Source organism: Carnimonas bestiolae (genome assembly GCF_051251145.1).
Classification (GTDB): domain Bacteria; phylum Pseudomonadota; class Gammaproteobacteria; order Pseudomonadales; family Halomonadaceae; genus Carnimonas; species Carnimonas bestiolae.
Genome location: NZ_JBPCZK010000002.1, coordinates 364,851 through 388,556 on the forward strand (window position 1 = coordinate 364,851; position 23,706 = coordinate 388,556).

The 23,706-nt window shown below is 57.8% G+C and carries 18 protein-coding genes and 1 other RNA gene; 10 read left to right on the forward strand and 9 right to left on the reverse strand.

Features of this window, described 5'->3' with window-relative positions; all coding sequences use genetic code 11:
- Nucleotides 1–95: 95 nt before the first annotated feature.
- From R84865_RS04890 to R84865_RS04905, 4 genes are all read left to right on the forward strand, one after another.
- Complete coding sequence (locus R84865_RS04890; protein WP_435637277.1) at nt 96–1,211, forward strand: glycosyltransferase family 9 protein; 1,116 nt, start codon at nt 96–98, stop codon at nt 1,209–1,211.
- Nucleotides 1,208–2,638: a bifunctional D-glycero-beta-D-manno-heptose-7-phosphate kinase/D-glycero-beta-D-manno-heptose 1-phosphate adenylyltransferase HldE gene (gene hldE, locus R84865_RS04895; RefSeq protein ID WP_435632098.1), complete on the forward strand. Its 1,431-nt coding sequence runs from the start codon at nt 1,208–1,210 to the stop codon at nt 2,636–2,638. The genes R84865_RS04890 and hldE overlap by 4 nt, the downstream gene beginning before the upstream one ends.
- Nucleotides 2,639–2,640: 2 nt before the next feature.
- A complete protein-coding gene (waaA, locus tag R84865_RS04900) occupies nt 2,641–3,948 on the forward strand; it encodes a lipid IV(A) 3-deoxy-D-manno-octulosonic acid transferase (RefSeq protein ID WP_435632099.1) in 1,308 nt (435 codons plus the stop codon).
- A gap of 182 nt (nt 3,949–4,130) precedes the next feature.
- A complete protein-coding gene (locus R84865_RS04905) occupies nt 4,131–7,082 on the forward strand; it encodes a DEAD/DEAH box helicase (protein ID WP_435638993.1) in 2,952 nt (983 codons plus the stop codon).
- 279 nt (nt 7,083–7,361) lie between these two features.
- Here the strand turns inward: R84865_RS04905 and R84865_RS04910 are convergent, their stop codons facing one another.
- On the reverse strand, nt 7,362–7,565 hold the full coding sequence (locus R84865_RS04910) for a hypothetical protein (RefSeq protein WP_435632101.1): 204 nt from the start codon (nt 7,563–7,565) through the stop codon (nt 7,362–7,364).
- A 19-nt stretch (nt 7,566–7,584) separates the two neighbouring features.
- On the reverse strand, nt 7,585–8,295 hold the full coding sequence (gene rpiA, locus R84865_RS04915; RefSeq protein ID WP_435638994.1) for a ribose-5-phosphate isomerase RpiA: 711 nt from the start codon (nt 8,293–8,295) through the stop codon (nt 7,585–7,587).
- A gap of 603 nt (nt 8,296–8,898) precedes the next feature.
- Between rpiA and ilvA the strand changes: the two genes are divergently transcribed.
- Both ilvA and R84865_RS04925 read left to right on the forward strand, forming a co-directional pair.
- A complete protein-coding gene (gene ilvA, locus R84865_RS04920; protein ID WP_435632103.1) occupies nt 8,899–10,464 on the forward strand; it encodes a threonine ammonia-lyase, biosynthetic in 1,566 nt (521 codons plus the stop codon).
- Between the two features lie 247 nt (nt 10,465–10,711).
- Entirely contained in the window at nt 10,712–11,197 is a 486-nt protein-coding gene (locus R84865_RS04925; RefSeq protein ID WP_435632105.1) for a universal stress protein, read from the forward strand.
- 109 nt (nt 11,198–11,306) lie between these two features.
- On the opposite strand, the gene pyrC is transcribed toward R84865_RS04925, so the two are convergent.
- From pyrC to R84865_RS04945, 4 genes are all read right to left on the reverse strand, one after another.
- Nucleotides 11,307–12,368, reverse strand: a complete 1,062-nt coding sequence (pyrC, locus tag R84865_RS04930; protein WP_435638995.1) for a dihydroorotase — start codon at nt 12,366–12,368, stop codon at nt 11,307–11,309.
- A gap of 420 nt (nt 12,369–12,788) precedes the next feature.
- Nucleotides 12,789–13,559 carry a 5-formyltetrahydrofolate cyclo-ligase gene (locus R84865_RS04935; RefSeq protein WP_435637271.1) on the reverse strand — a complete coding sequence of 257 codons (771 nt, stop codon included), beginning with the start codon at nt 13,557–13,559 and terminating at the stop codon, nt 12,789–12,791.
- Between the two features lie 2 nt (nt 13,560–13,561).
- A non-coding RNA gene (gene ssrS, locus R84865_RS04940) (6S RNA) lies at nt 13,562–13,741 on the reverse strand.
- A gap of 64 nt (nt 13,742–13,805) precedes the next feature.
- Entirely contained in the window at nt 13,806–14,123 is a 318-nt protein-coding gene (locus tag R84865_RS04945; protein ID WP_435638996.1) for a cell division protein ZapA, read from the reverse strand.
- Between the two features lie 264 nt (nt 14,124–14,387).
- Here R84865_RS04945 and R84865_RS04950 point away from each other — a divergent pair, with 264 nt between their 5' ends.
- From R84865_RS04950 to R84865_RS04965, 4 genes are all read left to right on the forward strand, one after another.
- The gene (locus tag R84865_RS04950) at nt 14,388–14,999 is read left to right on the forward strand and encodes a UPF0149 family protein (RefSeq protein ID WP_435638997.1); all 612 of its coding nucleotides are present in this window, start codon (nt 14,388–14,390) and stop codon (nt 14,997–14,999) included.
- Nucleotides 15,000–15,022: 23 nt separating this feature from the next.
- Nucleotides 15,023–16,234 carry a 2-octaprenyl-6-methoxyphenyl hydroxylase gene (gene ubiH, locus R84865_RS04955; protein WP_435638998.1) on the forward strand — a complete coding sequence of 404 codons (1,212 nt, stop codon included), beginning with the start codon at nt 15,023–15,025 and terminating at the stop codon, nt 16,232–16,234.
- Between the two features lie 62 nt (nt 16,235–16,296).
- A complete protein-coding gene (locus tag R84865_RS04960; protein WP_435637268.1) occupies nt 16,297–17,592 on the forward strand; it encodes a UbiH/UbiF/VisC/COQ6 family ubiquinone biosynthesis hydroxylase in 1,296 nt (431 codons plus the stop codon).
- A 438-nt stretch (nt 17,593–18,030) separates the two neighbouring features.
- Nucleotides 18,031–18,648, forward strand: coding sequence for a LysE family translocator (locus R84865_RS04965; RefSeq protein WP_435632112.1), 618 nt, complete (start codon nt 18,031–18,033; stop codon nt 18,646–18,648).
- Between the two features lie 754 nt (nt 18,649–19,402).
- Here R84865_RS04965 and R84865_RS04970 read toward each other — a convergent pair.
- The 3 genes from R84865_RS04970 to R84865_RS04980 form a co-directional block, all read right to left on the reverse strand.
- Nucleotides 19,403–20,596 carry an aminotransferase class I/II-fold pyridoxal phosphate-dependent enzyme gene (locus R84865_RS04970; protein WP_435638999.1) on the reverse strand — a complete coding sequence of 398 codons (1,194 nt, stop codon included), beginning with the start codon at nt 20,594–20,596 and terminating at the stop codon, nt 19,403–19,405.
- 597 nt (nt 20,597–21,193) lie between these two features.
- Nucleotides 21,194–22,483, reverse strand: a complete 1,290-nt coding sequence (locus R84865_RS04975; protein WP_435639000.1) for a S41 family peptidase — start codon at nt 22,481–22,483, stop codon at nt 21,194–21,196.
- Nucleotides 22,484–22,557: 74 nt separating this feature from the next.
- A partial coding sequence (locus tag R84865_RS04980; RefSeq protein ID WP_435639001.1) for a murein hydrolase activator EnvC family protein occupies nt 22,558–23,706 on the reverse strand: 1,149 nt, incomplete at its 5' end.

Sequence of the window (23,706 nt, forward strand, 5' to 3'; positions counted from 1 at the left end):
TAGGGCGATGCGTAATGGTAGCCACGGGTGTTGAGCAGTGATACTCGTGTAGCGAACTGGCAACGCATCGCTTTCGGTATATGGGGACTCGTTTTTTGAGTAACAACTCACTATTGTCGGCAGCGCCGCAGCGTATATGCGTATTAAGGCTCTCAGCGTTGGGCGATGTCTGCAACCTGGTGCCGACAGTGCGCGCGCTGGCAAAATGCTGGCCTGAGGCGCATATCACCTGGATTGTAGGCAAGGCGGAATATAGCCTGCTCAGCGGGATTGATGGCATTGAGCTGTTGGCTTACGACAAAAGCACCGGCTTAGCGGGCATGCGGGCGTTATGGCGTCAGCTAAAAGGCCAGCGCTTCGACATCTTGCTGCACATGCAGCAATCGCTTAGGGCCAGCGTACTATCGCTGGGTATTCGCGCGAACATTCGCCTTGGTTTCGATAAGGCGCGCGCCAAGGACCACCAAACCTGGTTTACCAATCGCCGCATCGCGCCGCATGCCCATGCTCACGTGCTTGAATCGTTCATGGATTTCGCCGGTGCTTTGGGCCTGGATGCACAGCAGGAGCTAGCGCAGCTACGGTGGGATTTGCCTATTCCCGAATCAGCACAGCAGGAAGCCGATGCGCTGATGGCTGGTCGCCCTGCGCTAGTGATTAGCCCCTGTGCCAATCCACGGTTGCGCAACTACCGAAACTGGTCGGCCGAAGGCTACGCTGCCGTAATCGAGCACGCTTGGCGTAAGTATGGGCTTACTACCTTCCTGACCGGCGGTAATAGCGACGTCGAGCAGCAGATGGTGGCGCGTATCGGCGAGTTGTGTCATCACCTGGGCGAAGGGCAGCCGGTTAGCTTGCTCGGCAAAACGTCGCTGAAAGGGGTACTGGCCGTTATTGCAACCGCGCGAGCGGTAATCGCCCCCGATTCAGGCCCCGTGCATATGGCGAATGCCTTGGGAACGCCAGTAGTGGGGCTTTATGCCACCACCAACCCGGAGCGCGCTGCGCCCTATTTGTGGCAGCGTTACGTGGTCAATCGCTATCCCGACGCTGTACGCACTTATATGCAGAAAGCGCCGGAGCAGATTACCTGGGGAGCGCGCGTGCGCCACCCCGATGCGATGTCGCTGATTACCAGCGAAGACGTATGCACGCAGCTCGATCAGCTTTATCAGGATACTCAAACGCACGTCGCGGGAGACAGTCAGTGAAACTCGACATAGATGCGCTGGATGCGGCGCGCGTATTGGTGGTGGGCGATGTCATGCTCGATCGCTATTGGCATGGGCCTGCCTCACGAATTTCTCCCGAGGCACCGGTGCCGGTCGTGCGTGTCGATGAAGCAGAAGATCGTCCCGGCGGTGCTGCCAACGTTGCGCTTAACATCGCCTCTTTAGGGGCCCATGCCGGGCTGGTCGGTGTGGTGGGCGATGACGAAAACGCCGAATTGCTCACTAGCGCACTGAAGAAAAACAACGTCGCACCGCACTTCTACGTTAATAGCGACATCCCCACGATTACCAAACTCAGGGTAATGAGCCGCAACCAACAGCTGTTGCGTCTCGATTTCGAAGTGCCGCTGGTCCACGCCGATAAAGCACCGCTGCTGCATCAGGTGAAGCAAGCGCTCGGCGATTGCGATCTAATGATTCTTTCCGACTACGGCAAAGGCACGCTGTCGGATGTGCAGGCGCTGATTCAAGCCGGCCGCGATGCGGGCAAGCGGGTGCTGGTCGACCCCAAGGGTACTGATTTCTCGCGCTACCAAGGGGCCAGCCTGATCACCCCAAACCTTAGCGAATTCGAGGCGGTGATGGGGCGCTCGGAAACCGACGCTGAACTGTTCGCCAAAGGTGAGCAACTGCGCGAGTCGCTGGCGCTTGAAGCGCTGCTGATTACGCTGTCCGAGCGCGGCATGGTACTGATTCGTGAAGGAGCGGCACCGCTGCATCTGCCTACCCACGCACGAGAGGTCTACGACGTTACCGGTGCCGGCGATACCGTTATCGGTGTGCTTGGGCTGGCGCTGGCGGCGGGCAAGCCCATGGAGCAAGCGCTGTGGCTGGCCAACTTCTCGGCAGGTCTGGTTGTGGCCAAGCCTGGTACGGCAACGCTCACCATGGCCGAGATGTATGGCGCGCTGCACGAACATGGCTTCAGCATTGATTCCGCTGATACCGGGGCAGCCGCCTTGGCAGGCTTGGTGCGTTCGGCACAGGCGCGCGGCGAGCGCGTAGTAATGACCAACGGCGTCTTCGATATTCTGCATTCCGGCCATGTTGGCTATCTCGAAGAAGCCCGCCAGTTGGGCGACCGCCTGGTCGTGGCGGTCAACGACGACGCCTCGGTGCAGCGGTTGAAGGGCCCCACCCGGCCGATGAATTCCCTTGAGCAACGGATGCGCGTACTGTCGGCACTAGCCGCAGTAGATTGGGTCGTCCCCTTCAGCGAGGACACGCCGCAGCGCCTGATTGAGGCAGTGCTACCTGATGTGCTGGTAAAAGGGGGCGATTACCGCGTGGAAGAAATTGCAGGGCATGAAGCGGTGCTGGCCAACGGCGGAGAAGTGAAGGTGCTGAATTTCGAAGAAGGCGTCTCTACCACTGGCCTTATCAATAAGATCAAATCGCGGACCTGATTGTGGGCAGACATCTCTATAACACGCTGCTTTATTCACTCTCACCGCTGGTATGGAAGCGTATCTGGCGCGAGCAGCTGCCGCGCCATTCGCGCGCCGAGCGGTTGGGCTGGATCGAAAAAGCGAACAATAAGCCGGTGGTGTGGGTGCACGCTGCATCGGTGGGTGAGGTGATGACGGCAGCGCCGGTTATTCGCAACCTGATCGATGATAACCCCGACTATCAGGTAGTCGTCACCACCATGACCGCCACCGGTGGCGAGCGCGTTAGCGCGCTGTTTGGCGACGAAGTAAGTCATCACTTCGTGGCGCTCGACTTTCCTCAGGCCACGCGCCGGATGGTGCGTCGCCTGGACCCTGAGCTGCTAGTGATCGTAGAAACCGAGCTGTGGCCCAATCTTATTCACGCGGCCGCCAATCACCAGGTGCCCATCGTGATGGTGAACGCGCGTATCAGCGAACGCTCCTTCCATCGCTATGCGCGCTTCCAGATTCTGGTACGTGACATGCTTGAGCGTATCAACTGGGTGGCGGTAAAAAGTGGCGAAGATGGCAAACGCTTCCGCGCGCTCGGCATGGAGGCCAAGCGCATCACCGTTACCGGGCCGCTCAAGTATGACGTGGTGGTGCCTGCTGAAGCCGTCGCTACCGGCAAGGCACTGCGCGAGCAGATTGGCGAGCGCCCGGTGTGGGTGGCCGCTTCGGTGCGTGAAGGTGAAGAAGAAAGCGTATTGGAAGCGCATCAGGAGGTGCTTGAGCAGCACCCCAATGCGCTGCTGATTATCGTGCCGCGCCATCCACAGCGGTTTGACGATGTGGCGCTAAGCTGCGAATCGCGCTTCGGTGTGCTGAGCATTGCGCGGCGCAGCCTTAATGAGCGTATCGATCCAGCGGTCAGCGTTTACGTTGGCGACACTATGGGTGAGCTGATTGCGCTATACGCCAGCGCAGATATCGCCTTTGTTGGCGGTAGTCTGGTGCCGGTGGGCGGCCACAACCTGCTGGAACCGGCTGCCTTGGGGCTGCCGGTTATCAGCGGCCCTCATCTCGCCAACATTACCGAAGTCGCAGATGAAATGAGCGCTAACGGTGCCCTGGAAAAAGTCGAGAGCGGCTACGAACTAGGCGCGGCGATTAATACCCTGCTGGCCTATCCAGAGCGCCGCAAGGCATTGGGAAGTGCAGCTTTCGAGGTAGTAGAGCGCAATCGTGGCGCCGCCGAGCGCATACGTGAGCACTTGCTAACCATGGTTCATCCGCTGTCCGCTGAGGCATACACTGCGCAGCAGCAGCTGGCCGCCCGTGAGTAGCTTCATCAGCGAAAGCGCGCTCGCGCCAATACCGCCGCGCCCTCGTTGCTAGCGTACCTTCCTGCTACCGTTGACGTATCGTTCAGCGGTTTTTTTATGTGCATATAGGCGCTGTTTCGCTTGTATCTACTGCCACAAACACCCTAGCATGATGGGTTTTCGCGATTGGCCGGGATGTTGAGATGGGGTCGAGTTATACAGGCACGGGGACGCTGGAATATGTGTTGGCACCCTATAGCCACGACGATCTAGCGTTGGTTGAGAGCTATCTGGTATTCAAGCGGCGCGACAGTACCATTGAAGGCGTCGAGCGCATCGCGCTTAGCGATCTGCCGACATTAACGGATGTGCCGTTAACAGAGCACGACCGTGAACTGGTGGCGTTGGCTGCGCAGCAGCAACTCCCCGAGGTGCTACGGCTCGATGATACCGGCGCTGAAACCATCCTTGCGCTTCTGCTCAGCACTCAACGCTTCTCGTTGCACAACGTCGATGGCCTTGCCCTGACCCAAGGCGAGCCCCGACATGTGAAATTCGATTGGCGTCCCTCCAGCGGTCCTGGGGATTACTACCAGCTGCAATGGCTGGCGGCTAATGCAGACGAGCACTTCCAACGCGTATTGAGTACCTTCCCTCCCTGCTATCTCGATCTCTATCACGGACAAATAGGCGCACTGGTCACGGGCTTGGACGAAGCCACCATGCGCACCGCGTACCATGGTGCGCTGTTTGATATCGACGCAGCAGAAGCGCTGCGACAGAGCATTATCGAAGGGGGCGGTGTGGTGCCGCCGCCGTTGGCGCAGTCGACCACTAGTGCGTTTGCGATGGTGCCGCGATTGACGCTGGGCAGTCGCCGCGAGCGCGTGTATCAGCCGCGCAGCGGGCGAATGGTAGTACGCCAACGGCATCGTGCAGCACTCGCGTTCGATTACGGTGGTGCGGTGGTGTCGGGGGAAACACCGCGTGCAGTGTCAGTGAAGCACGACGACCAGACGTGGCAGGTCAGTCGCGATCGCAGTGGTGAGCAGCGTGCGCGAGATAGACTGGGCGAATGGGGATTCAGAATCGCCAAGCGTCGCAGCGAAGCGCTGAGCGAGTCCTGTGGTGAAGCCTTCGAAATGGGCATCGAAAACGGTTGGCTGACGTTTGCCCGGCGTGGACTGGCCTCCCTGCGTGATGCCGGTTGGCAGATCGTGATGCAGGCCGATTTCGCCTTCAATATCGCCTCGATAGAGGGCTGGTACCTGCATTTCGATCCCGAGCAGTTTCCAACGGACATTGGCTTCGGTGTACACGCTCGCGATATGGAAGGCAGCGCCTTCGACGTTGATCTGCGCGCGGCGTTGGCACGGGCCATATCACGCAATCCGCAGCGATTCAGCATCGAGGCGTTGAGTGCGCGCGATGAAAACAAGGCGTTGGTACTGGAGCTTCCCGCCGAACTCGATCGTCCGACGCTGCGCTTCGCGCTGCCGTATCCGCGGCTGCGTAAATTGCTCGACGTATTCACCGAACTGCGGCTCGATCCGACGGCCTTCATTGAAGGCGAACCGCTGCGCTGGTCACGGCTTGAGCTACAGCGCTTGCTGCCGCTAGTGGACGACGACATCGAATGGCCCGATCAACGCGTCGTTGAGTGGCTGAAGCGTTTCCAGCGCGAGCAGAAGGATGCCGCTGAGACGGTGGTGCCCACCCAGCTAAACGCTACCCTGCGAGGCTATCAGCGCGAGGGGCTAGGCTGGCTGAAACGGCTGCAGCGCGCCGGAGCGGGCGGTTTGTTGGCCGACGATATGGGATTGGGTAAAACGGTTCAGGTGATTGCCTATCTGCTAGGCGAGCAGCCGTCGGCAACTTCACCTTCGCTGGTGGTAGTGCCAACCAGCCTGCTAGCGAACTGGCAGGATGAGTTCACCCGCTTTGCCCCCGAGCTTCCCGTATTAACCTTGCACGGCAACGCTCGTCATCAGCACTATCACCGCATCGATCAATATGCCGTGGTGCTGACCTCCTACCCGGTGCTGGTGCGCGACGTCGAGCTTTTGGTCGATCGTGTATTTCACTCTGTTGTCTACGATGAGGCACAAGCGCTCAAAAACCCTGCCAGCCGTACCGCCACCGCGGCGCGTCGGCTGCGCGCCAATATGCGGCTGTGCCTGAGCGGCACGCCGGTGGAAAATCACCTGGGTGAGCTGTGGTCGCAGTTCGAATGTCTGATGCCTGGTCTTCTCGGTAAGCAGGAAGAGTTCAACCGGCGTTTTCGTCAACCGATTGAAGTACGCGGTGATCGCACGCGGCTGGAGCTCCTGCTGGCACGTCTGGAGCCTTATTTGCTGCGGCGTACCAAGGAGGAGGTGGCCGCTGACCTGCCCAGCAAGAACGAAATGGTGGTCAGGGTCGAGCTGGAAGGGCAGCAGCGCGAGCGCTACGAAGAGATGCGCAGTCGCATGCTGGCGTCCATCGAGGAGCGACTCGACAAGGAAGGCATGAATGCCAGCCGCATGCTGGTGCTTGAGGCGCTGCTGCGGCTGCGGCAGATATGCTGCGATGCTCGTTTGGTAAACGGCGCTCACAGCGATGACGAGCGACTCGACGCTCACTGGCAGCACGGGGATTCAGCCAAACTCGAGGCGCTCATCGATATGCTGGGCCCGATGCTGGATGCTGGGCGCAGAGTGCTGATCTTCTCGCAATTCACCAGCGTGCTAACGCTGCTGCAAGAAGCCTTTAGTGAGCGCGACTGGGATTATCTGGTGCTGACCGGAGAATCTCAGGATCGGCGTGAACCGGTGCGCGCTTTTCAAGCGCACGAATCGCAACTGATGCTGATTAGCCTGAAGGTGGGCGGAACGGGGCTTAACCTGACTGCCGCCGATACGGTTATTCTGTTCGATCCATGGTGGAATCCCGCGGTAGAAAACCAGGCCATCGATCGTGCTCACCGCATCGGCCAGGACAAAACGGTCTTCGTTTATCGCTTGATTGCCCGAGGCACCGTTGAAGAACGTATTCGCGTTATTCAACGGCGCAAAGCAGCGCTTAGCGATACGCTGTTGGAAGGAGAAAGTGGCCTTGATTGGTCGTTCGATACCGCAACACTAAGAGAGCTGTTTGCGCCGCTGGATGAGGGCTAATAGCAAGGCGGGCTAGGCTGCTGGATCGACGTGGTATCTTCTTTGTAGCGGGGCAGTCGTGTGCCGGTATCCTTTGGTCTAGGTAGCCGCATTCCGGCCAATTCTTACGTGGTGTGGAGCGCGGACGGCGGTATTGAGCAACGCTAGGCGGATGAGCGAATCGTATACGCGGGTAAGAAAACGGGCCATCAGACGGCCCGTTTTTCATATCGAGCCGATAAGCAGTGAGTACGCGAGCTCAAGGTGCTTCGGCAAGGATGCGTTCGTCGCCAAGTGTGCTTAGGGACGTTTGGCCCTTCTGGCTAACGTCCAGGCGATAAACAGCACGATCAACACGCTAACGATGCCAGCGGCGAATACCCAGTAAGGACCATTGGCACGCCAGTAGGCGATGGCTTCAGGGGTAGCTTCACGTTTGGCCAGTGCGCTGTCGGCATAGCACAGCAGCAAGGCAATCAACGGATAGCTGAGTAAGCGGCGCATAGAGTCTCCTGTCGATGGATTAGGCCTTGCTGGCGCGGCGTTCGCTGCGCACTACGCCATCTTCCCGGCCCAGCAGCAGTATATCAGCACCGCGATGAGCGAAGAGCCCGTTGCATACCACGCCGGTAATGCCATTGAGTGTGTCTTCCATGGCCACGGGATCTTCGATCATGAAATTGTACAGATCGAGAATCTGGTTGCCGTTGTCGGTGGTTACGCCCTCGCGGTAAATCGGGTTCGCACCAAGCTTGACCAGCTCTCGTGCGACGTAGGAGCGGGCCATGGGAATGACTTCGACGGGCAGCGGGAATTGGCCCAGCGTGTCCACGAGTTTGCTTCCGTCAGCAATACAGATGAAGGTTGTGGAGCCGGCGGCGACAATCTTCTCGCGTGTTAATGCGGCACCGCCTCCCTTGATCATTGCGAAGTCAGGCGTGATTTCGTCAGCCCCATCAACGTAGAAGGGCAGCGTGCCTGCGCTATTAAGATCGACGACGTCTATTCCTTCCGCTTTTAGTAGCTCGGCGCTGGCGTCGGAGCTGGCCACTGCTGCAGCGAAGCGATCTTTCAATTTACCAAGTGCTTTGATAAATAGCGTCGCCGTAGAGCCCGTGCCTACACCGATAATGGTATCGGCCGCGAGGTGTGGCGCAATTTCATCGATGGCGGCATCGGCGACTGCTTGTTTCAGTTGGTTTTGCCGTTGTGCGGCGTTGCTCCGCGCTGACATCTCAAGCTCCAGAATGCCGCCTTACGCGGCACACGTAACGTTCGATAGTGGTGCGACAATGTGTGAAGCTCACTCATTGCGCTTTTTTAGCGCTGTCTGAACAGCACTTGGGTGGGCGTTGCATGGGCGGTGCAGTAATCGTCACTGGCGCTACCGGCGTGCATCACGCGCTGTTTCCTGAGCTTCACCTTATGTTGTGGTGTTCAGGGCAACTTCCATTGGCTTCAGTATAAAACGCTCGCGAGTATGAAGCGACGTTTGCGGGTCGCATGCAAGGTCGTTTCACATCGGGTGAAGCAGCGTGCTGCCCAAAGGAAAGGAAAAACCGGATATATGCCAGGTGCGAGGGTGTAAAAAAGCGCGATAAGCGCCTATCATCGGGGATGGTGCCGAGCGAGATGCGCCGCTTTCAGGCTTCGCTGCGGCGATTCACCACGCGGTCGCGGCTCATTCTTTTCCAGAGCGCCACTCATCCAGAAGGCCAGCTGCAGCGGCTTTTTCATAGCAGCGTTGGTGCCGTTAAGCGGTGTTGGCTTCACTCATTTTCTCTCTTTATCTCCCGAGAAGCCGGCAATTTTGCCGTTCTTGTACCGGAACACGTTTATGTCAGACAGTTCGAAGTCCAGTAGCGATGCCACCAGCGATGTAGCGAGCTATGTCAAAAAGATTCTTAATGCTCGCGTATACGGTGCCGCTATTGAGACCCCCCTCTCTTCAGCTCCCTTCCTTTCCCAGCGCTTGAACAATACGGTTCTGATTAAACGGGAAGACCTGCAGCCAGTCTTCTCGTTCAAAATTCGTGGCGCCTACAACCGCATGGCGCAGCTCACCGATGAGCAGAAACGCAAAGGTGTTATTACTGCGTCGGCGGGTAACCATGCACAGGGTATTGCGCTGGCCGCTCAGCAAATGGGTATCAAGGCCATTATCGTGATGCCGCGGATTACGCCCGATATCAAAGTGGCAGCGGTGCGTGCGCGAGGAGCAGAGGTAGTACTGCATGGCGATGCGTTCAATGCGGCGCTTGAGCGGGCGATGCAGCTTCAGGCCGAGCATGGGTATAGCTATATCGCACCCTTTGATGATCCCGATGTAATTGCAGGGCAGGGTACGGTGGCAATGGAGCTGCTGCGCCAGCATCAGGACCCCATCGATGCCGTATTTGTGCAGGTTGGCGGTGGCGGTCTGTTGGCGGGTATGGCGGCTTATATCAAATATTTGCGCCCCAACACCAAAGTAATTGCGGTGGAGCCTGAAGATGCTGCGTGCTTCAAGGCAGCGCTCGAAGCAGGTGAACCGGTCACGCTGCCGGCGGTCGGCCTATTTGCCGAAGGCGTTGCCGTGGCTCGTATTGGTGAAGAACCCTTCCGACTGGCTAAATCGCTGGTGGATGGCGTTATTACGGTGTCGACCGATGAAATCTGCGCGGCGGTCAAGGATATCTTCGAAGATACTCGCGGGCTTGCCGAAGCATCGGGTGCGGTATCGCTAGCGGGGCTGAAAAAATACGCACAGCGCGAAGGTCTGGAAGGCAAGACGCTGGCTTGTGTGAATTCAGGCGCTAACACCAATTTCGATCGTCTTCAGCACATTGCTGAGCGCACCCAGCTTGGTGAACAGCGTGAAGCCATTCTGGCCGTCACTATTCCCGAGCAGCCGGGCAGCTTCAAACGCTTTTGTCAGGTAATTGGCGAGCGGATGGTCACCGAATTCAACTATCGCTACGCTAACCCTGAGCATGCGCGCATTTTCCTGGGCGTACAGGTCGTGCCCGGACAAGCTGATCGCAATGCGGTGATCGAAGCGCTAAAGGGCGCTGGCTATCCGGTGGAGGATCTTTCCGATAATGAGCTGGCTAAGCTGCATGTGCGGCACCTTGGCGGCGGGCGCGTGCCGGGCGATGCGCCCTCAGGGATGCAGGAAGCGCTGTATCGTTTCGAGTTTCCTGAGCGCCCCGGCGCATTGCTCAACTTTCTCGATCATCTGCCAGAAAGCTGGAATATCTCGCTGTTCCACTATCGCAACCACGGCGCCGCTTATGGCCGCGTGCTGGTAGGCATGCAGGTGCCGCAGCAGGAGCTGGCAGGGCTTGAGTCTCACCTCGACAAGATTGGTTATAGCTACTGGAACGAAAGCGATAACCCGGCCAACAGTCTGTTCCTGCAATAATCTGCCGAGCAGTGGCCGTTCGGTACACAGGCGCTGCGCCTAAGCAATGCCATAGCGGCTGAGCCGCTCATCAAGAGAGCGATGTTTCACGTGAAACATCGTTTTTTTGTGTCTGTTTAGACCTATTGATAAGTCTGGCGCGGCGGCATGACGCACCCATTTGAGCAGTTTCGGCGCTATAGTAGGCAAGGCCATGCAATGTGTGTGGCTTTTAGTGCCGCCACCTTTATCCACGGAGGGCTTGCTCATGGCGCAACTGCATACAATTTTACTGGCCACCGACTTCTCACAGGGTTCGGTGAAGGCTGCGGCGATGACGCTGACGCTATCATCGCTGTCGGGCGCAAGCGTTCACGTGGTGAATGTGGCGCTTCCGCTGTCGCACAGCTCGGGCGTTGAAAGCACGCTGTTTGCTCACTCGGTGGATGCCGATACTATCAATGGCGAAATCGTGGACGATGCGATTCGTCGCCTGAATGAATTTACTGACACCCATTTGCGTTCATCGAACGATGTTCAGCCAGGCAAGATAGAAACGCGCGTTATCCAGGCATCATTGCCCGATGAGGCAATTATTGAAGAAGCGCAGCGTATCAAGGCCGATCTGATCATCATGGGGACGCATGGGCGCAGAGGTCTACGACGCGTGCTGCTAGGGTCTACTGCGGAGCGGGTAGTTCGTGCATCGCCCATTCCGGTACTCTCTACCAGAGATCCGGAAGATTTGCCGTAGCCGTTGGGCAGGCGCCGCCGCCTGCGTTGCGCAGGGGGCGATCAAACAGAAGGCGAGCACTTGGTGCTCGCCTTCTGTTTATAGCGTAACGGCGCGCTAGCGCTCGCTGCTATTGAGCGGTCGTATCAACACCCCAGCGGGTGCTGGCGCCACCGATGAACGGATGCAGCAGCGTATCGCCTTCGCTCATGGTGTCGGGGTAATGAGTTTCCTGGCGCACCAAATCGATGGTGCCCTGATTGACCGGCAGTTTGTAAAAGCGTGGCCCGTTTAGCGAGCAGAAAGCTTCCAGATGCTGGAGTGCTTGCTCTTCCTCGAAGACTTCAGCATAAACGCCAAGCGCGGCAGGGGCATTGAATACGCCTGCGCAGCCACAGGTGTTCTCTTTCGCGTGGCGAGGATGCGGTGCCGAATCGGTGCCCAGGAAGACGCGCTCAAAGCCGCTGGCGACCAGTGCACGCAGCGCTTGCTGATGAACGTTGCGCTTCAAAATCGGCAGACAGTAAAGATGGGGCTTGATACCTCCCACCAGCATGTCGTTGCGGTTATGGCGAAGATGCTGCGGGGTAATGGTTGCGGCCAGGTATTCATTACCCGCTTGCACATAGTCAGCGGCGTCGCGGGTGGTAATGTGTTCCATCACGATGCGCAGCGCTGGGAAGTGTTTCCGCAAGGGCTCTAGCACGCTCTCAATGAAGCGCGCTTCGCGATCGAAGATATCGATATCGGGAGCCGTTACTTCACCGTGGATGAGCAGCGGCATATCGATGCGCTGCATGGTTTCTAGCAGCGGATGAATATTGGCGATATCGCTGACCCCGTGGCTCGAATTGGTCGTAGCGTTGGCCGGATACAGTTTGGCTGCGGTAAATACCCCCTCGCGGTGGCCGCGTTCCAGCTCGTTGGCACTGAGCGTATCGGTGAGGTAGCAGGTCATTAGAGGCGTGAAGTCGTCTGTGGCAGGAATTGCCGCAATAATGCGCTCGCGGTAGGCGATGGCTGCATCGACGCTGGTAATCGGCGGCACCAGGTTAGGCATAATGATCGCGCGACCAAAGTGAGCGCTTGAACTTGGCAACACCGCCTTCAGCATGGCGCCGTCGCGCAAGTGAAGGTGCCAGTCGTCGGGGCGTCGTAGAGTCAGTTTTTCGGGAGCGGAAGCTGAAGTCATGGTGTTCGGTCGTTTGGTAAGTAATGGCGCTGTGTTGTCGTGGTGGTAGGGCAACCGGTGCATGTGGCGCAGAGGGCGATTACACGACGTAACGCGTTGGTAAATTTTACACGTGGAAAAATTCTGCGATTGTGGTCTACTTTATCGTCGTAGCTTAGTAAGTGCCATGTATAGCGGCACGTGAGATAGCCGATCAAGTGAACGATAATGAAAAAACGTAAGCCTGACCTGATGGTCATTCTGTTTGTAGTGTTCGGTGTAGGTATGGTCGCAACGGGCTATGCGCAGGCTATGCTGGGCAGCTTCTAACGCCCGGTTCCTCTGAAAGCAAACGCTTCGGCAATGGTTCGTGGTGGTAACGCCATGGTTGCCAGCGTACGCATTGCAAGCAGCGTTATGCTGCTGATTCCCCCTTGTTCCTTACGACCTTCCTTGCGGCTCTGTGCTGCGTGCTGACGATTGGTTTGCCTGCCACCAGTGGCGGGGAGTAACAATTGCATCCAACGGAACATCCCAATTATTCATTGGAATACGGACGACTTCTTGCTCGTCGTGGGCGACGCCGAAAAGCATGGGGCGAGCGCCATCGCTATTCCGCGTGAATGCCAGCGTACGGTCGTAGAAGCCGCCGCCCATACCCAAGCGTCCGCCATAGCGATCAAACCCTACCAAGGGCACCAGCAGCGCACTAAGCGCCCAGGCCGGAATACGGCGTTTGGGATAGGCTGCGTCGCGGGTGAGGGGCTCTAAAATGCCGAATCGATTGGCGGTCAAGCGCGTGGCCGGTGTGAGGCGCACAAACCACAGCTGGTTAGCGGTGAAGGGGCGTAGCACCGGAAGGTACAGCGCTATGCCGCGTCGGTGCAGCGTCGTTATTAGTGGCGTGGGGTTGATTTCGCCGTTGTGAGGAAGATACAGCGCAACATGCCGTGCCTTTAACAGTGCGGGACTCGCCAGCATGCGCTGGGCAAGCCGCTGTGCGGCGCGGCGCTGATAGGCAGGCGTAAGAGAGCGTCGGCGCAGGCGCAACTGGCGACGTAGCGAAGCTCTGTCGCTGTCAGTGGGCAGCGGCGAATAGCTCACGTTCTCGGTAACGGGCAAGTGAAAGCGAGGCGCCGAGAATAGCGTTTGCGCTGAGCGCGTTTGATGGCGCGTGCGTTTGCTGGGCGTCGACAAACGAGGGGGAATCATGAGGGTTCTCCGAAGTGCCGCTGTTGTGCTGGCCCTGAACCTACTGGTTCAGGTGGGAAGCCACAGTCGGGGCCTCAGGCGTTCCGACGCACGGACATGCACACAGCCCCGGCTAGCAAGCTTCCCGAGGGTAAAGCATAGGCTCGAGGGACGATGACAACTCACGTACACCCCAGAGAACATCGCCATTGTATCAGATGCATGGCGGCACAACAGACTTGACACGGTGTTGCTGGCGTTACTGCTTTATTGCGAACTGTCGTCGTCTTTGGCGCCCGGTCGCGCCAGCGCCTGTTCGATGCGCTCGGTGAGCGCCGCTACTTCTTTCTCGAGCTTTTTCTTCTCTTCCATTTGCTGCTGCATTTCGTGGGTGATGTTGAGCGCGGTCATGATCGCGACCTTGCCATCATCCTTGGTCTGACTGTGCTCGCGCACGCCAGTAAGTGCCTGGTCGAGATAGCGTGCAGCGCGCTCAAGTCCGGCAGACTGCTTTTTGGTGCAGCGGAACGTGTAGCGTTTGCCAAGTAGAGTAACTTCGACAGTGCTTTGGGGGGCGTCACTCATGCGAGGCTCCTGGGTTGGCTAAGCGGCGTCAGGAGGTCTGAGGCGACCACTACGTCACGGGAAATGGTATTCTGGGCGCGCTGATGTGCCGCGCACATTTCTAACGCCAAGTCTCTTTTAGGGGCTTACTATAGCAGCCACGTGGGTGCTTAACGAGCGCTGTGCTCCGCAATCGCGGATGCGCGGAAAACGTTTTCACTATCGGCGTGGCCTTGACCGTTGCACGCAATCAATCGGCAGCGGTAGGGCAATCAAGAGGATCGCATGAACAACGACTCGAGTAGCGCAGAAAACGCCATTGAATTTTCCGATATCGCCGATCTTTTCTTGCGCTATGGCTCGCTGTCATCGCCGTCGTTTTTCGACGGACGAATGGTGGCATCGCTAACGCTGGCGACCGATGATCAGGACACCGCCAGTGACGAGTGGCTGCAAGAAATTTGCGCCGTGCTGGGGGTAGAGCAGCCCCACGACCGAGAAGATGCCGAGGTGCTGCTAGGCTGGCGCAGTCAGGCGCGCCACCAGCTCGCCGACGAAGAGATAGACTTCGAGCCGCTGCTGCCTGATGAGCTATTCTCTGTTCCCGAACGTGCTCAAAGCCTAAAGATGTGGGCGCTGGGCTTCTCTGAAGTGATCGACGAGTTCGGCATCGACGATAGCTGGTCGGCACCGCTGCGCGAGGCAATCGAGGCGATGGCAGAAATCGGCGCCCTTGATCTCGACGAGGGCGTTACTGACGACAGCGAGAGCGAAGACGACCTGCTGGCGCTTTACGAGCACGTGCGCGTCACCGCGTTGACGCTTTATCTCGAGTGTCATCCGGGCAATCCGCGGGTGTACAAGGATGATGATCAGTCATCTTCGCAGCTGCATTGATTCATTTTGAGGGAGAGCAACGAATGGAGCGGTTCGATATTGCCATCGTTGGCGGCGGTTTGGTGGGTGCCAGCCTGGCAGCCTCGCTGTCTGAATTGATCGAGCAGTACCATCTGCGCGTGGTCGTGATTGAGGCGGCCGCCATCTCTCTTGAAAAGCGCACGTGGCAGCCCAGTTTCGATCAGCGTTCCAGCGCGTTGGCCTATGGCACGCGGCTGCACTTCGAACGAATGGGGCTGTGGCAGCACAATGATGAGCAGGCGGGGCTGGCAAGTGAAGCCTGCCCTATTCATCAGGTGCACATCGCCGAGCGCGGTCGGTTTGGTGCTGCGCGTCTCAACGATCGCGAGATGGGCACCGAGGCGCTTGGCTATGTGGTGCCTAATGCGTGGATGGGGCAGGTGCTGATGCAGCGTATGGCAACACTGCCACTGACGTGGCGCTGTCCTGCTCGGGTAGAGCAGATTACGCCAGTGCAAGACGGCCACCAACTGACCCTGGATAACGGCGACACCCTGCAGGCAGGGTTGACGGTGCTCGCCGACGGCGGTCGGTCACCGCTCAAAAAGCTGCTGGGCATCGAAAGCGCTGTTCACGACTATCAGCAGAGTGCATTGATCAGTACGCTGGAAATTTCCCGCCCTCACCATGGTGTTGCCTACGAACGTTTCGATGCGCGCGGCCCGATGGCGCTGTTGCCGCTTAATGGCCAGCGCATGGCGCTGGTATGGACGCGCGCTCCAGAACGTTTGGCTGAGTTAGAGTCGCTTAGCGATGCCCAACTGCTCGCTGAAATTCAGCGCTTTTTCGGTGATCGATTGGGGCGTTTTACTCGCATTGGCACACGCAGTATTTATCCCCTGCAGTTGGTTCAGGCGCGTGAACAAGTCAGGCCGCATCTGGCGGTGCTTGGCAATGCCGCGCATTCCATGCACCCGGTAGCAGGGCAGGGCTTCAATCTCGCGCTGCGTGGTGTTATCGACCTGCGCGATGCGCTGGAGAAAGCGCTGGCACAAGGGCTGCGGGGCGGAGAAGCAACGGTGATGCATGATTTCGAACGGCGACGTGCGCTCGACCGTGATGTGATGGTTAAGGCCAGCCATGGCCTGGTCGAGCTGTTTGGCATCGATAATCCGCTGCTTTCCCATGCTCGTGCCTTGGGGTTAATAGGTTTGAATTTGCTTGGTCCGATACGTCGCGGGCTGACGCGTCGGGCGATGGGTATCGAGCGCTAGTTCGGCAGTAGTGGCAAACGCAGATATTTCAGTGGTGGTAGCGGTTAATCGAGAGGTGTCAGATGAACGAGCAAAGCGCGCACTCTTCCCGGAATGTGTTGGAAAGCGACGTGGCGATCGTGGGGGCGGGAATGGTCGGCGCGACCTTGGCGCTGTTGCTTGCAGAAGCGGGTATCAGCGTAGCGCTCATCGATGCTGGTAAGTATTCACTTCGTTGGAAAGAGGCTCAGCTCGATAACCGCGTTAGCGCCATTACCGCGGCTTCTCGTGCATTGTTTACGTCGCTGGGAGTGTGGCCCGGAATCGTTAAGCGCCGCGCAGCGCCTTATCAGCATATGCAGGTGTGGGACAGCGAGGGCCTGGGGGAGATAAATTTCTCGGCCAGTGAGGTCGCTGCCAGTGAGCTGGGACACATCGTCGAAAACAGCGCCATCATCGACGCGTTGAACGAAGCGCTGGAACAGCATGAGAAGATTACCCGCCTGTTCGGCCAACAGGTGACATCGCTCGAGTGGTATGAACAGCCTGATGCACCACGCGCCCACTCCGAAAGTAAGCGCTCGCTCACCCTGGAGAACGGAGCCAAAGTGGTTGCGCCGTTAGTAGTGGGGGCGGACGGTGGGCGTTCAATGGTGCGTCGCATGGCAGCGATTGACGTCAATGAGTATCCCACGGGACAGCAGGCAATCGTCGCCAGCGTTCGTCACCAGCATAGCCACAACGATACGGCGCGGCAGGTGTTCTTACCCACCGGTCCGCTGGCATTTCTGCCCATTGCGTCACCGGTGGAAGGTGAATATTGGTCCTCAATTGTATGGTCTGCCGACAGCGATGAAGCTAACCGTTTGCAGGCACTCGATGACGACCAGTTCGCTGCTGCGCTTCAGCAAGCGTTCGAGGGGCGCGTGGGAAATATCCTTGAGCTTCAGAGTCGTGCCGCTTTCCCGCTGGTACAGCGCCACGTGCGTCGGTACACGCTGCCGGGGCTGGCGTTAGTGGGTGACGCCGCGCACAGCTTGCATCCGCTTGCTGGTCAGGGAGCCAATCTGGGGTTTCTGGATGTGGCAGTACTAGCAGAAGAACTGGCGCGTGCGCATCGACGCGGTGCAGCGCTGGGCGACGAGCGTGTGCTGGAGCGTTACGGCCGCCGTCGCCGCATGGATAATAGCGCCATGATCAAGCTGATGGACGGTTTCCGGCTCGGTTTCGGTAGTCGTCAGCCTCTAGTGCGCTTGGCGCGTAATGTGGGGCTGCGCAGCGTTAATCGCTTCACGCCGGTCAAGCAGGTGATGATTCAGCAAGCGCTGGGGTATCGTCACGATTTGCCCGAGCGAATGAAGAAGAACGCCTCCTCCTGACGCTAAAGGCGATGCGCGGTCTACCTGTGTGACTGCGCTGTTGAATTCGCGCGTGCACTGTATCGCGTGAAACACCAGTGGCACACAATCAATGCGTTTTTCCCTTGTGATCGGGCCGCAGAGGGCTTCATGGAATCCTTCTGCGACCGTCGTTAGTGCCAGCGCTCGCAATATCCCTTTTGCTGTCATCGCTTGTGCAGCGCCACCGGTCGCGCGCCAACATTTCTCGATGCCACACCTCTCTCAAGCTGGCGGCCGCTATCCAATGCCCGTGGTTCTATCCCACTCGCGCGGCGGGACTCTAGCATGGGCATCTTGTTCGCCAACGGGGCTCGATCTCCCTGTTCTACTACCCAATATGCATTCGATGCGCGCGCATTCCCCTCTATACTGAATGCCACTGCATTCTTTTATCGATATGAGTAGCGGGGAGGGGGTATGTCATCGATGTTGTGGGTGTACACGGGCACGGTACTGCTTCTGGTGATGACTCCCGGTCTGGATACAGCACTGATATTGCGTACTTCGCTGGTTCAGGGGGCCAGGCAGGCAATATTTGCTGCGCTGGGTATCAACCTCGGGCTGCTGTGTTGGGGCGCGTTAGTGGCCGCTGGACTAGGAGCACTGTTAACGGCCTCCGAGCTTGCCTATCACCTGCTCAAATGGGTAGGTGCTGCATATCTGGCATGGTTAGGAATTGGAATGCTGCTGAGACCACGGCAATCGTTCCACACCGAAGGGCGACCGCAAACGCGCAGCGGTACCGGTTGGCTGCTGAAAGGGCTGGCCTCCAATGTGCTTAACCCCAAGGTTGGCGTGTTTTATGTCTCTTTTCTGCCACAGTTTATTCCCGAAGGCGCATCGATCGCAGGCTACGCCATGATGTTGGCAAGTATTCACGTACTGCTGGGGATAATTTGGTGCGGGCTGCTGATCGCCGCTACACGTCCGCTGGGGCGTCGACTGCGCGAAGGCGCACTGGTGCGCTGGATGGACCGCGTCACCGGCGGCGTATTTGTCGCCTTTGCCGCGCGCTTAGCGCTTACCGCACGGTGAATGGTTGGAGATGGCTCATTCCTGAGTCTGCGCGGGCTTTCGCTATCAGCGTCCTTATCGTGAGCTCATTCTGAATCCTGCGCAGCTTTTCACTGTTAGCGTCTTTTCAAACGTTATTTATTGATATTCGAAGGGGGCCTTGCAGGCCCCCTTCACCCCCGCTGTCGTCAGGCGCGTCAGACCATCCACTTGCAAAAATGCGCTGCAAGCGGATGATTCCGCGCCTTCCTTATATGAAGTTTGCGATATAGGTGGTTTACTCGGTGGCCTATTCGCGGTCTGTGCAGGTTTTCACCGTCGGCGTTTTCACCGGTGGTCTGGTTCGGGATCCTGCGCGGGCTTTCGCTATCAGCGTCCTCATCGTGAGCTCATTCTGAATCCTGCGCAGCCTTTCACTGTTAGCGTCTTTTCAAACTTAACCTTTCCTTTGAATGCGAGAGGAACCTTGTCCCTCTCGCGCTCTCCCGCTTGTGGAAGCGCCCCGAATGTGATGTCGCTGTGCACGCACAGCGCACACATTCAATGGGCTGTCAGGCCTTGGTAAATCATCAGCACAGCAAACTTCGTAGGGAAGGCGCGGAATCATCCGCTTGCAGCGCATTTTTGCAAGTGGATGGTCTGACGCGCCTGACGACAGCGGGGGTGAAGGGGGCCTGCAAGGTCCCCTTCATATATCAATAAATAACGTTTGCTAAGACGCCACCAGTGAAAGGCTGCGCAGGATTCAGAATTAGCCTCGCGCTAAAGACGCCAATCACGCTAACGCGGCAGCGCGACAAAGCCGCATTGCGGTGGTCGACGTTGAGGCATTGGATGGCGCTGGCTGTTTTTGCGCCGCGACAAAGGCTCGTTTGAACGCTTCCATGTCTTCACGGCTGCCTATCGACACCCTTACCCAATCAGGCCAACTGGGCCATGCGCGTCCTACGTGCACGCCGTGCTCAGCTAATGCAGCAGCTTCGCTGGCACCAGGTCGGCCAGTGCGCATCATGAAGCAGTTGGAATGCGAGTCAGTGCACCGCACTCCTCGCTGACGTAGCCATGCGAGTACTTCGCCGCGTACGCTGGCAGTGTAGCTACGACGCTGCTCTACCAAATCGGGCTGCTTGAGGCTGGCTAAGGCCGCGACTGCGGCCGTCACTGATACGACGTCTTCTCCTTGGCGCTTCAGTCGCTCCAGAAGCGCTGGTTGCGCAACGGCAAATCCGCAGCGCAATCCTGCCATTCCATACAGCTTCGAGAAGGTGCGGATAACAATTAAATCAGGATGCGAAGCAACCAGATCGGCGACAGACTGCTCATTGGAGTAGTGGATATAGGCTTCGTCCACCATCAGTACAGCCCCTTGGGGCTTCTTTTTCAACGCTGAAATAATGGCGGAGCGGGGCGTAATGGTGCCGGTAGGATTATTAGGATTGCAGATATAGATAAGCCCGGCATCAGGGAAGCTACACATGCGGTCAATATCGTGAGCGCCGTTGGGCAATAGCGCTACTCGGTGTACCGGAGAGCCGCTCATTTTAGCTTGCTGTTCACAGGCTTCGTAACCAGGATCCGCCGTCACCAGCGATTTACTCGCTGAGGTGAATGCCTGCGGCGCAAACAGCAATGTCCATCCAGAGCCAGGCTGCAACTGCACATGGTTAACGCTAACGCCCATGCTATCCGCTACCGCGTGCTGCAATTGTTCGATCAAATCGAAGCGATAAAAACCTGACTCAGCGATAATCTCACGCAACGCCTCACGTGCGGATTCACAGGGACCTAATGGATTCTCATTGTAGTTAATGAACGTGCCAGCGCGCGCAAAACGCGTGCCTGTTTCAGCGGCGACCGCGGGAGCCGATGTCAGACCAGCACCTCCGCCCAGAAAACCCGAAGAAAGCGCTAATGCTGAAGCGCCGAGAGAAGAGCGCAGAAAACCGCGCCTTGTGTTGTCGGAAGCCATGAATCACCTAATTGTAGTTATTGTTAATGCTTGTTTACCACGGCCCCAGCACACCACAACGTGTTTCGCCCGCGCAAGGGGGGATATGAATTTAGCGTCTAGCGTTATGTTTGGGCTGTGGGCGTTTTGTTGGACTGATGCGGGAGTCTTGCGCAGTTTTTCGGTGTTGGCGGCTTAGTCGGGTGGCTTATTTGAGAGTCTGCGCAGGGCTTTACTGTTAGCGTCTTTTCAAACCAAACCTTTTCTTTAAATGCGAGAGGAACCTTGTCCCTCTCGCGCTCTCCCGCTCATGGAAGCGCCCCGAATGTGATGTCGCTGTGCACGCACAGCGCACACATTCAATGGCCTGTCATGCCTTGGCAAATAGAACGCTTAGCGTGACTAGCTACCGACATATGCAAACTTCGTAAGGAAGGCGCGGAATCATCCGCTTGCAGCGTGGTTTTGCAAGTGGATGGTCTGACGCGCCTGACGCAGGCGGGGGTGAAGGGGGCCTGCAAGGTCCCCTTCGATATTAATAAAATAACGTTTGAAAAGACGCTAACAGTAAAGCCCTGCGCAGGCTCTCGAATCAGCCCACCGGTAAAAACGCCAAAATCACTCTCCCAACATCCTTACCGCTTTGATTCCCTTCAATAAATTGACTGCTTCTCGAAGCTGGAAGTCGGAGCTGACCATTGGATTTATCGTTTCATCTGCGGGTATTTCAGAGCTGCCGGTGCCAGGATTGTTCAGGTGTCGGTCCAAATTTGTTTCACGTGAAACATTGTCGTTGTTGAGTTCTTCGACGGTGGCGGCGGTGGCATGAACATCGGGAGCTATGCCGTCGAGCTGTATGGAGCGGCCGTTAGGGGTGTAATAGCGGGCAGTGGTGAGTTTCAGGGCGCTGCCATCGGTAAGCGGCTGGATGGCTTGCACGGATGCCTTGCCGTAGCTATCGGTGCCAAGGATGACGGCGCGATGGTGGTCCTGCAGTGCGCCGGCAACAATCTCGGCGGCGGAGGCGGTGCCACCGTCGATCAGCACAACCATCGGGGTATGAATCAGAGAAGGATGCCCAGTAGCGCGATAATAACGGGTGTCACTGGCATTTCTGCCTTGGGTATAGACAACAGTGCCGCTGCCGACGAATTCGCTGGTGACATCTACTGCTGCATCCAGCACTCCGCCGGGATTCCCGCGCAGATCAAGTATAAGGCCGTCGAGAGGCTGCTGTGCCAGTTGCTCGAGTGCGTTGTGCAATTCGTCGCCGGTATCGTTTTGAAACTCGTCGATGCGCACCATCGCCATCGTACGATTCAAATGCTCGGTGGTAACACTATCGGTGCGAATACGATCGCGCGCCAGAGTAATCGTGAAGGGGCGGGATGAACCGTCGCGCCGCAGCGTCAGACTTACCTGGCTGCCGGTTTCTCCTCGCAGTTTATCGGTGGCACCGGTCAGCCCCATGCTCTCGGTGGACTGCTGGTCGATGGCAACAAGCCAATCATGTGGTTTGATGTCGGCTTTGCTGGCAGGGCCGTGAGGCGTGGTTGATACCACGCTGATATGCCCCTGCTCTAATCCCAGTTGCATGCCAACGCCTGAAAAAGAGCCGCTGGTCTGGTCGCGCAGGGCGGCGAGTTGTTCGGCATCAAGGTAGGCAGAGTGCGGGTCCAGCTCTGCGACCATGCCGCGAATCGCACCGGTAATAAGCTGCTGGCTGTTAACCGGTTCTATGTAGTGTTGCTGAATGCGTTGATACGCGTCGATAAATAACCGCATCTGTTCGGCGGGAATGGCGTGGTCATCGGCATTCGAGCGGATGGTTGCATTGTCAGCGCATGCCGCGGTCGATAGCAGTATTAGCGATAAAGCCGCGGAAGGAAGTAATGGTATCGAGCGCACAGTCGGCTTCCAAAGTGGTGCAAACCAAGGCGATCCCAGCACGCATCTGAATGATGATGAATGCTGGGCTGTCATCAGTGTGAGGCGGTTACCCAGGCATTGGGATTGATAGGCCGTCCTCCGCGGCGCACTTCGAAATAAAGTGCCGGTGAGGAAAGACCGCCGGTATCGCCTACGTTGCCAATAACGGTGCCACGTTTAACGCTGTCACCCACCGATACCGAGTTGCGCTGGTTATGCGCATACACTGACAAACTGCTGCCGTGATCGAGAATCACGAGATAGCCGAAGCCGTTCAGCCAGCTGGCAAAGACTACTTGTCCTGCGCGCAGCGCGTGGATTGGCGTGCCTTCGGGCGCACTGAGCATGATGCCATTCTTGTTGATACCCTCGCCCTGACCATAGCCAGAAGCCACCACACCATTGATTGGCCACCTTCCGGCCCATCGGGCGCCCGGTAGACTACGCGGTGCATCCTCGCTACTGCTTGCACTGGTGGGCGCAGGAGAAGGCGTCTCAGGCTCGCTCGCGGTTGACGGCGCCTCCGCACTCATCTCTTCCGCTGTCAGCTGATGAGTATCGCTATTCTGCGATTCTGCTGGTTTCGGTGGCGGTGTAGGCGTGGTGGTATCCGGCACGCTATGAGAAGGCTGCTCGGCTGGCTGCTGCTGATGTTGCTCAGCTTGTCGCTGTTGCTCCTGCTCAGCTTTTTTGCGCTGAGATTCAGCTAATTTGGCCGTTTCTCGGGCGCGGCGCTCTTGCTCGGCCTGTCGGCGGCGACGCTCGGCGGCCTGTTTGCGCTGTTGCTCGGCGCGGCGTGCGGCGGCTGCGCGTGCGGCCGCGACCTCACGCTCAATGCGCGCCAGCGTTTGCTCAGCCTGATCGCGCTGGCTGCCTAGATCGCTTAGACGTGATTGGGCGCTGCTGTAACTCTGGTTAAGTTCTTTCAGCACACTCTGGCGCTGCGCCTGCTGCGCGGTGAGTGTTTTTTCATTGTCACGTTGTGCGGCAATCAGCTTGTCCAAGCGCTGCTGTTGTTGCTGGGTCTCGTCGCGATTGGCGGTAATCTTGTCATTGAGCTTGGCCAGTGCTTCAAGCCGATCTCGGCGTGCTCCTTCAATCGCGTTCAAATAGCGCTGATAGCGCGCCAATTGGGTGGGATCTTTCTGCTCAAGCAACAGCTTGATTTCCGGGTCCTTGCCCAAGCGGTAAAGCGCATTCAG

Coding starts and splice junctions, on each gene's coding strand:
- rpiA (WP_435638994.1), bottom strand. CDS start 8,295: ATGTCAGCGCGGAGCAACGCCGCACAACGGCAAAACCAACTGAAACAA.
- R84865_RS04905 (WP_435638993.1), top strand. CDS start 4,131: ATGGGGTCGAGTTATACAGGCACGGGGACGCTGGAATATGTGTTGGCA.
- R84865_RS04945 (WP_435638996.1), bottom strand. CDS start 14,123: ATGAGTGACGCCCCCCAAAGCACTGTCGAAGTTACTCTACTTGGCAAA.
- pyrC (WP_435638995.1), bottom strand. CDS start 12,368: ATGACTTCAGCTTCCGCTCCCGAAAAACTGACTCTACGACGCCCCGAC.
- R84865_RS04970 (WP_435638999.1), bottom strand. CDS start 20,596: ATGGCTTCCGACAACACAAGGCGCGGTTTTCTGCGCTCTTCTCTCGGC.
- R84865_RS04950 (WP_435638997.1), top strand. CDS start 14,388: ATGAACAACGACTCGAGTAGCGCAGAAAACGCCATTGAATTTTCCGAT.
- R84865_RS04935 (WP_435637271.1), bottom strand. CDS start 13,559: ATGATTCCCCCTCGTTTGTCGACGCCCAGCAAACGCACGCGCCATCAA.
- R84865_RS04925 (WP_435632105.1), top strand. CDS start 10,712: ATGGCGCAACTGCATACAATTTTACTGGCCACCGACTTCTCACAGGGT.
- R84865_RS04960 (WP_435637268.1), top strand. CDS start 16,297: ATGAACGAGCAAAGCGCGCACTCTTCCCGGAATGTGTTGGAAAGCGAC.
- ilvA (WP_435632103.1), top strand. CDS start 8,899: ATGTCAGACAGTTCGAAGTCCAGTAGCGATGCCACCAGCGATGTAGCG.
- ubiH (WP_435638998.1), top strand. CDS start 15,023: ATGGAGCGGTTCGATATTGCCATCGTTGGCGGCGGTTTGGTGGGTGCC.
- R84865_RS04965 (WP_435632112.1), top strand. CDS start 18,031: ATGTCATCGATGTTGTGGGTGTACACGGGCACGGTACTGCTTCTGGTG.
- R84865_RS04910 (WP_435632101.1), bottom strand. CDS start 7,565: ATGCGCCGCTTACTCAGCTATCCGTTGATTGCCTTGCTGCTGTGCTAT.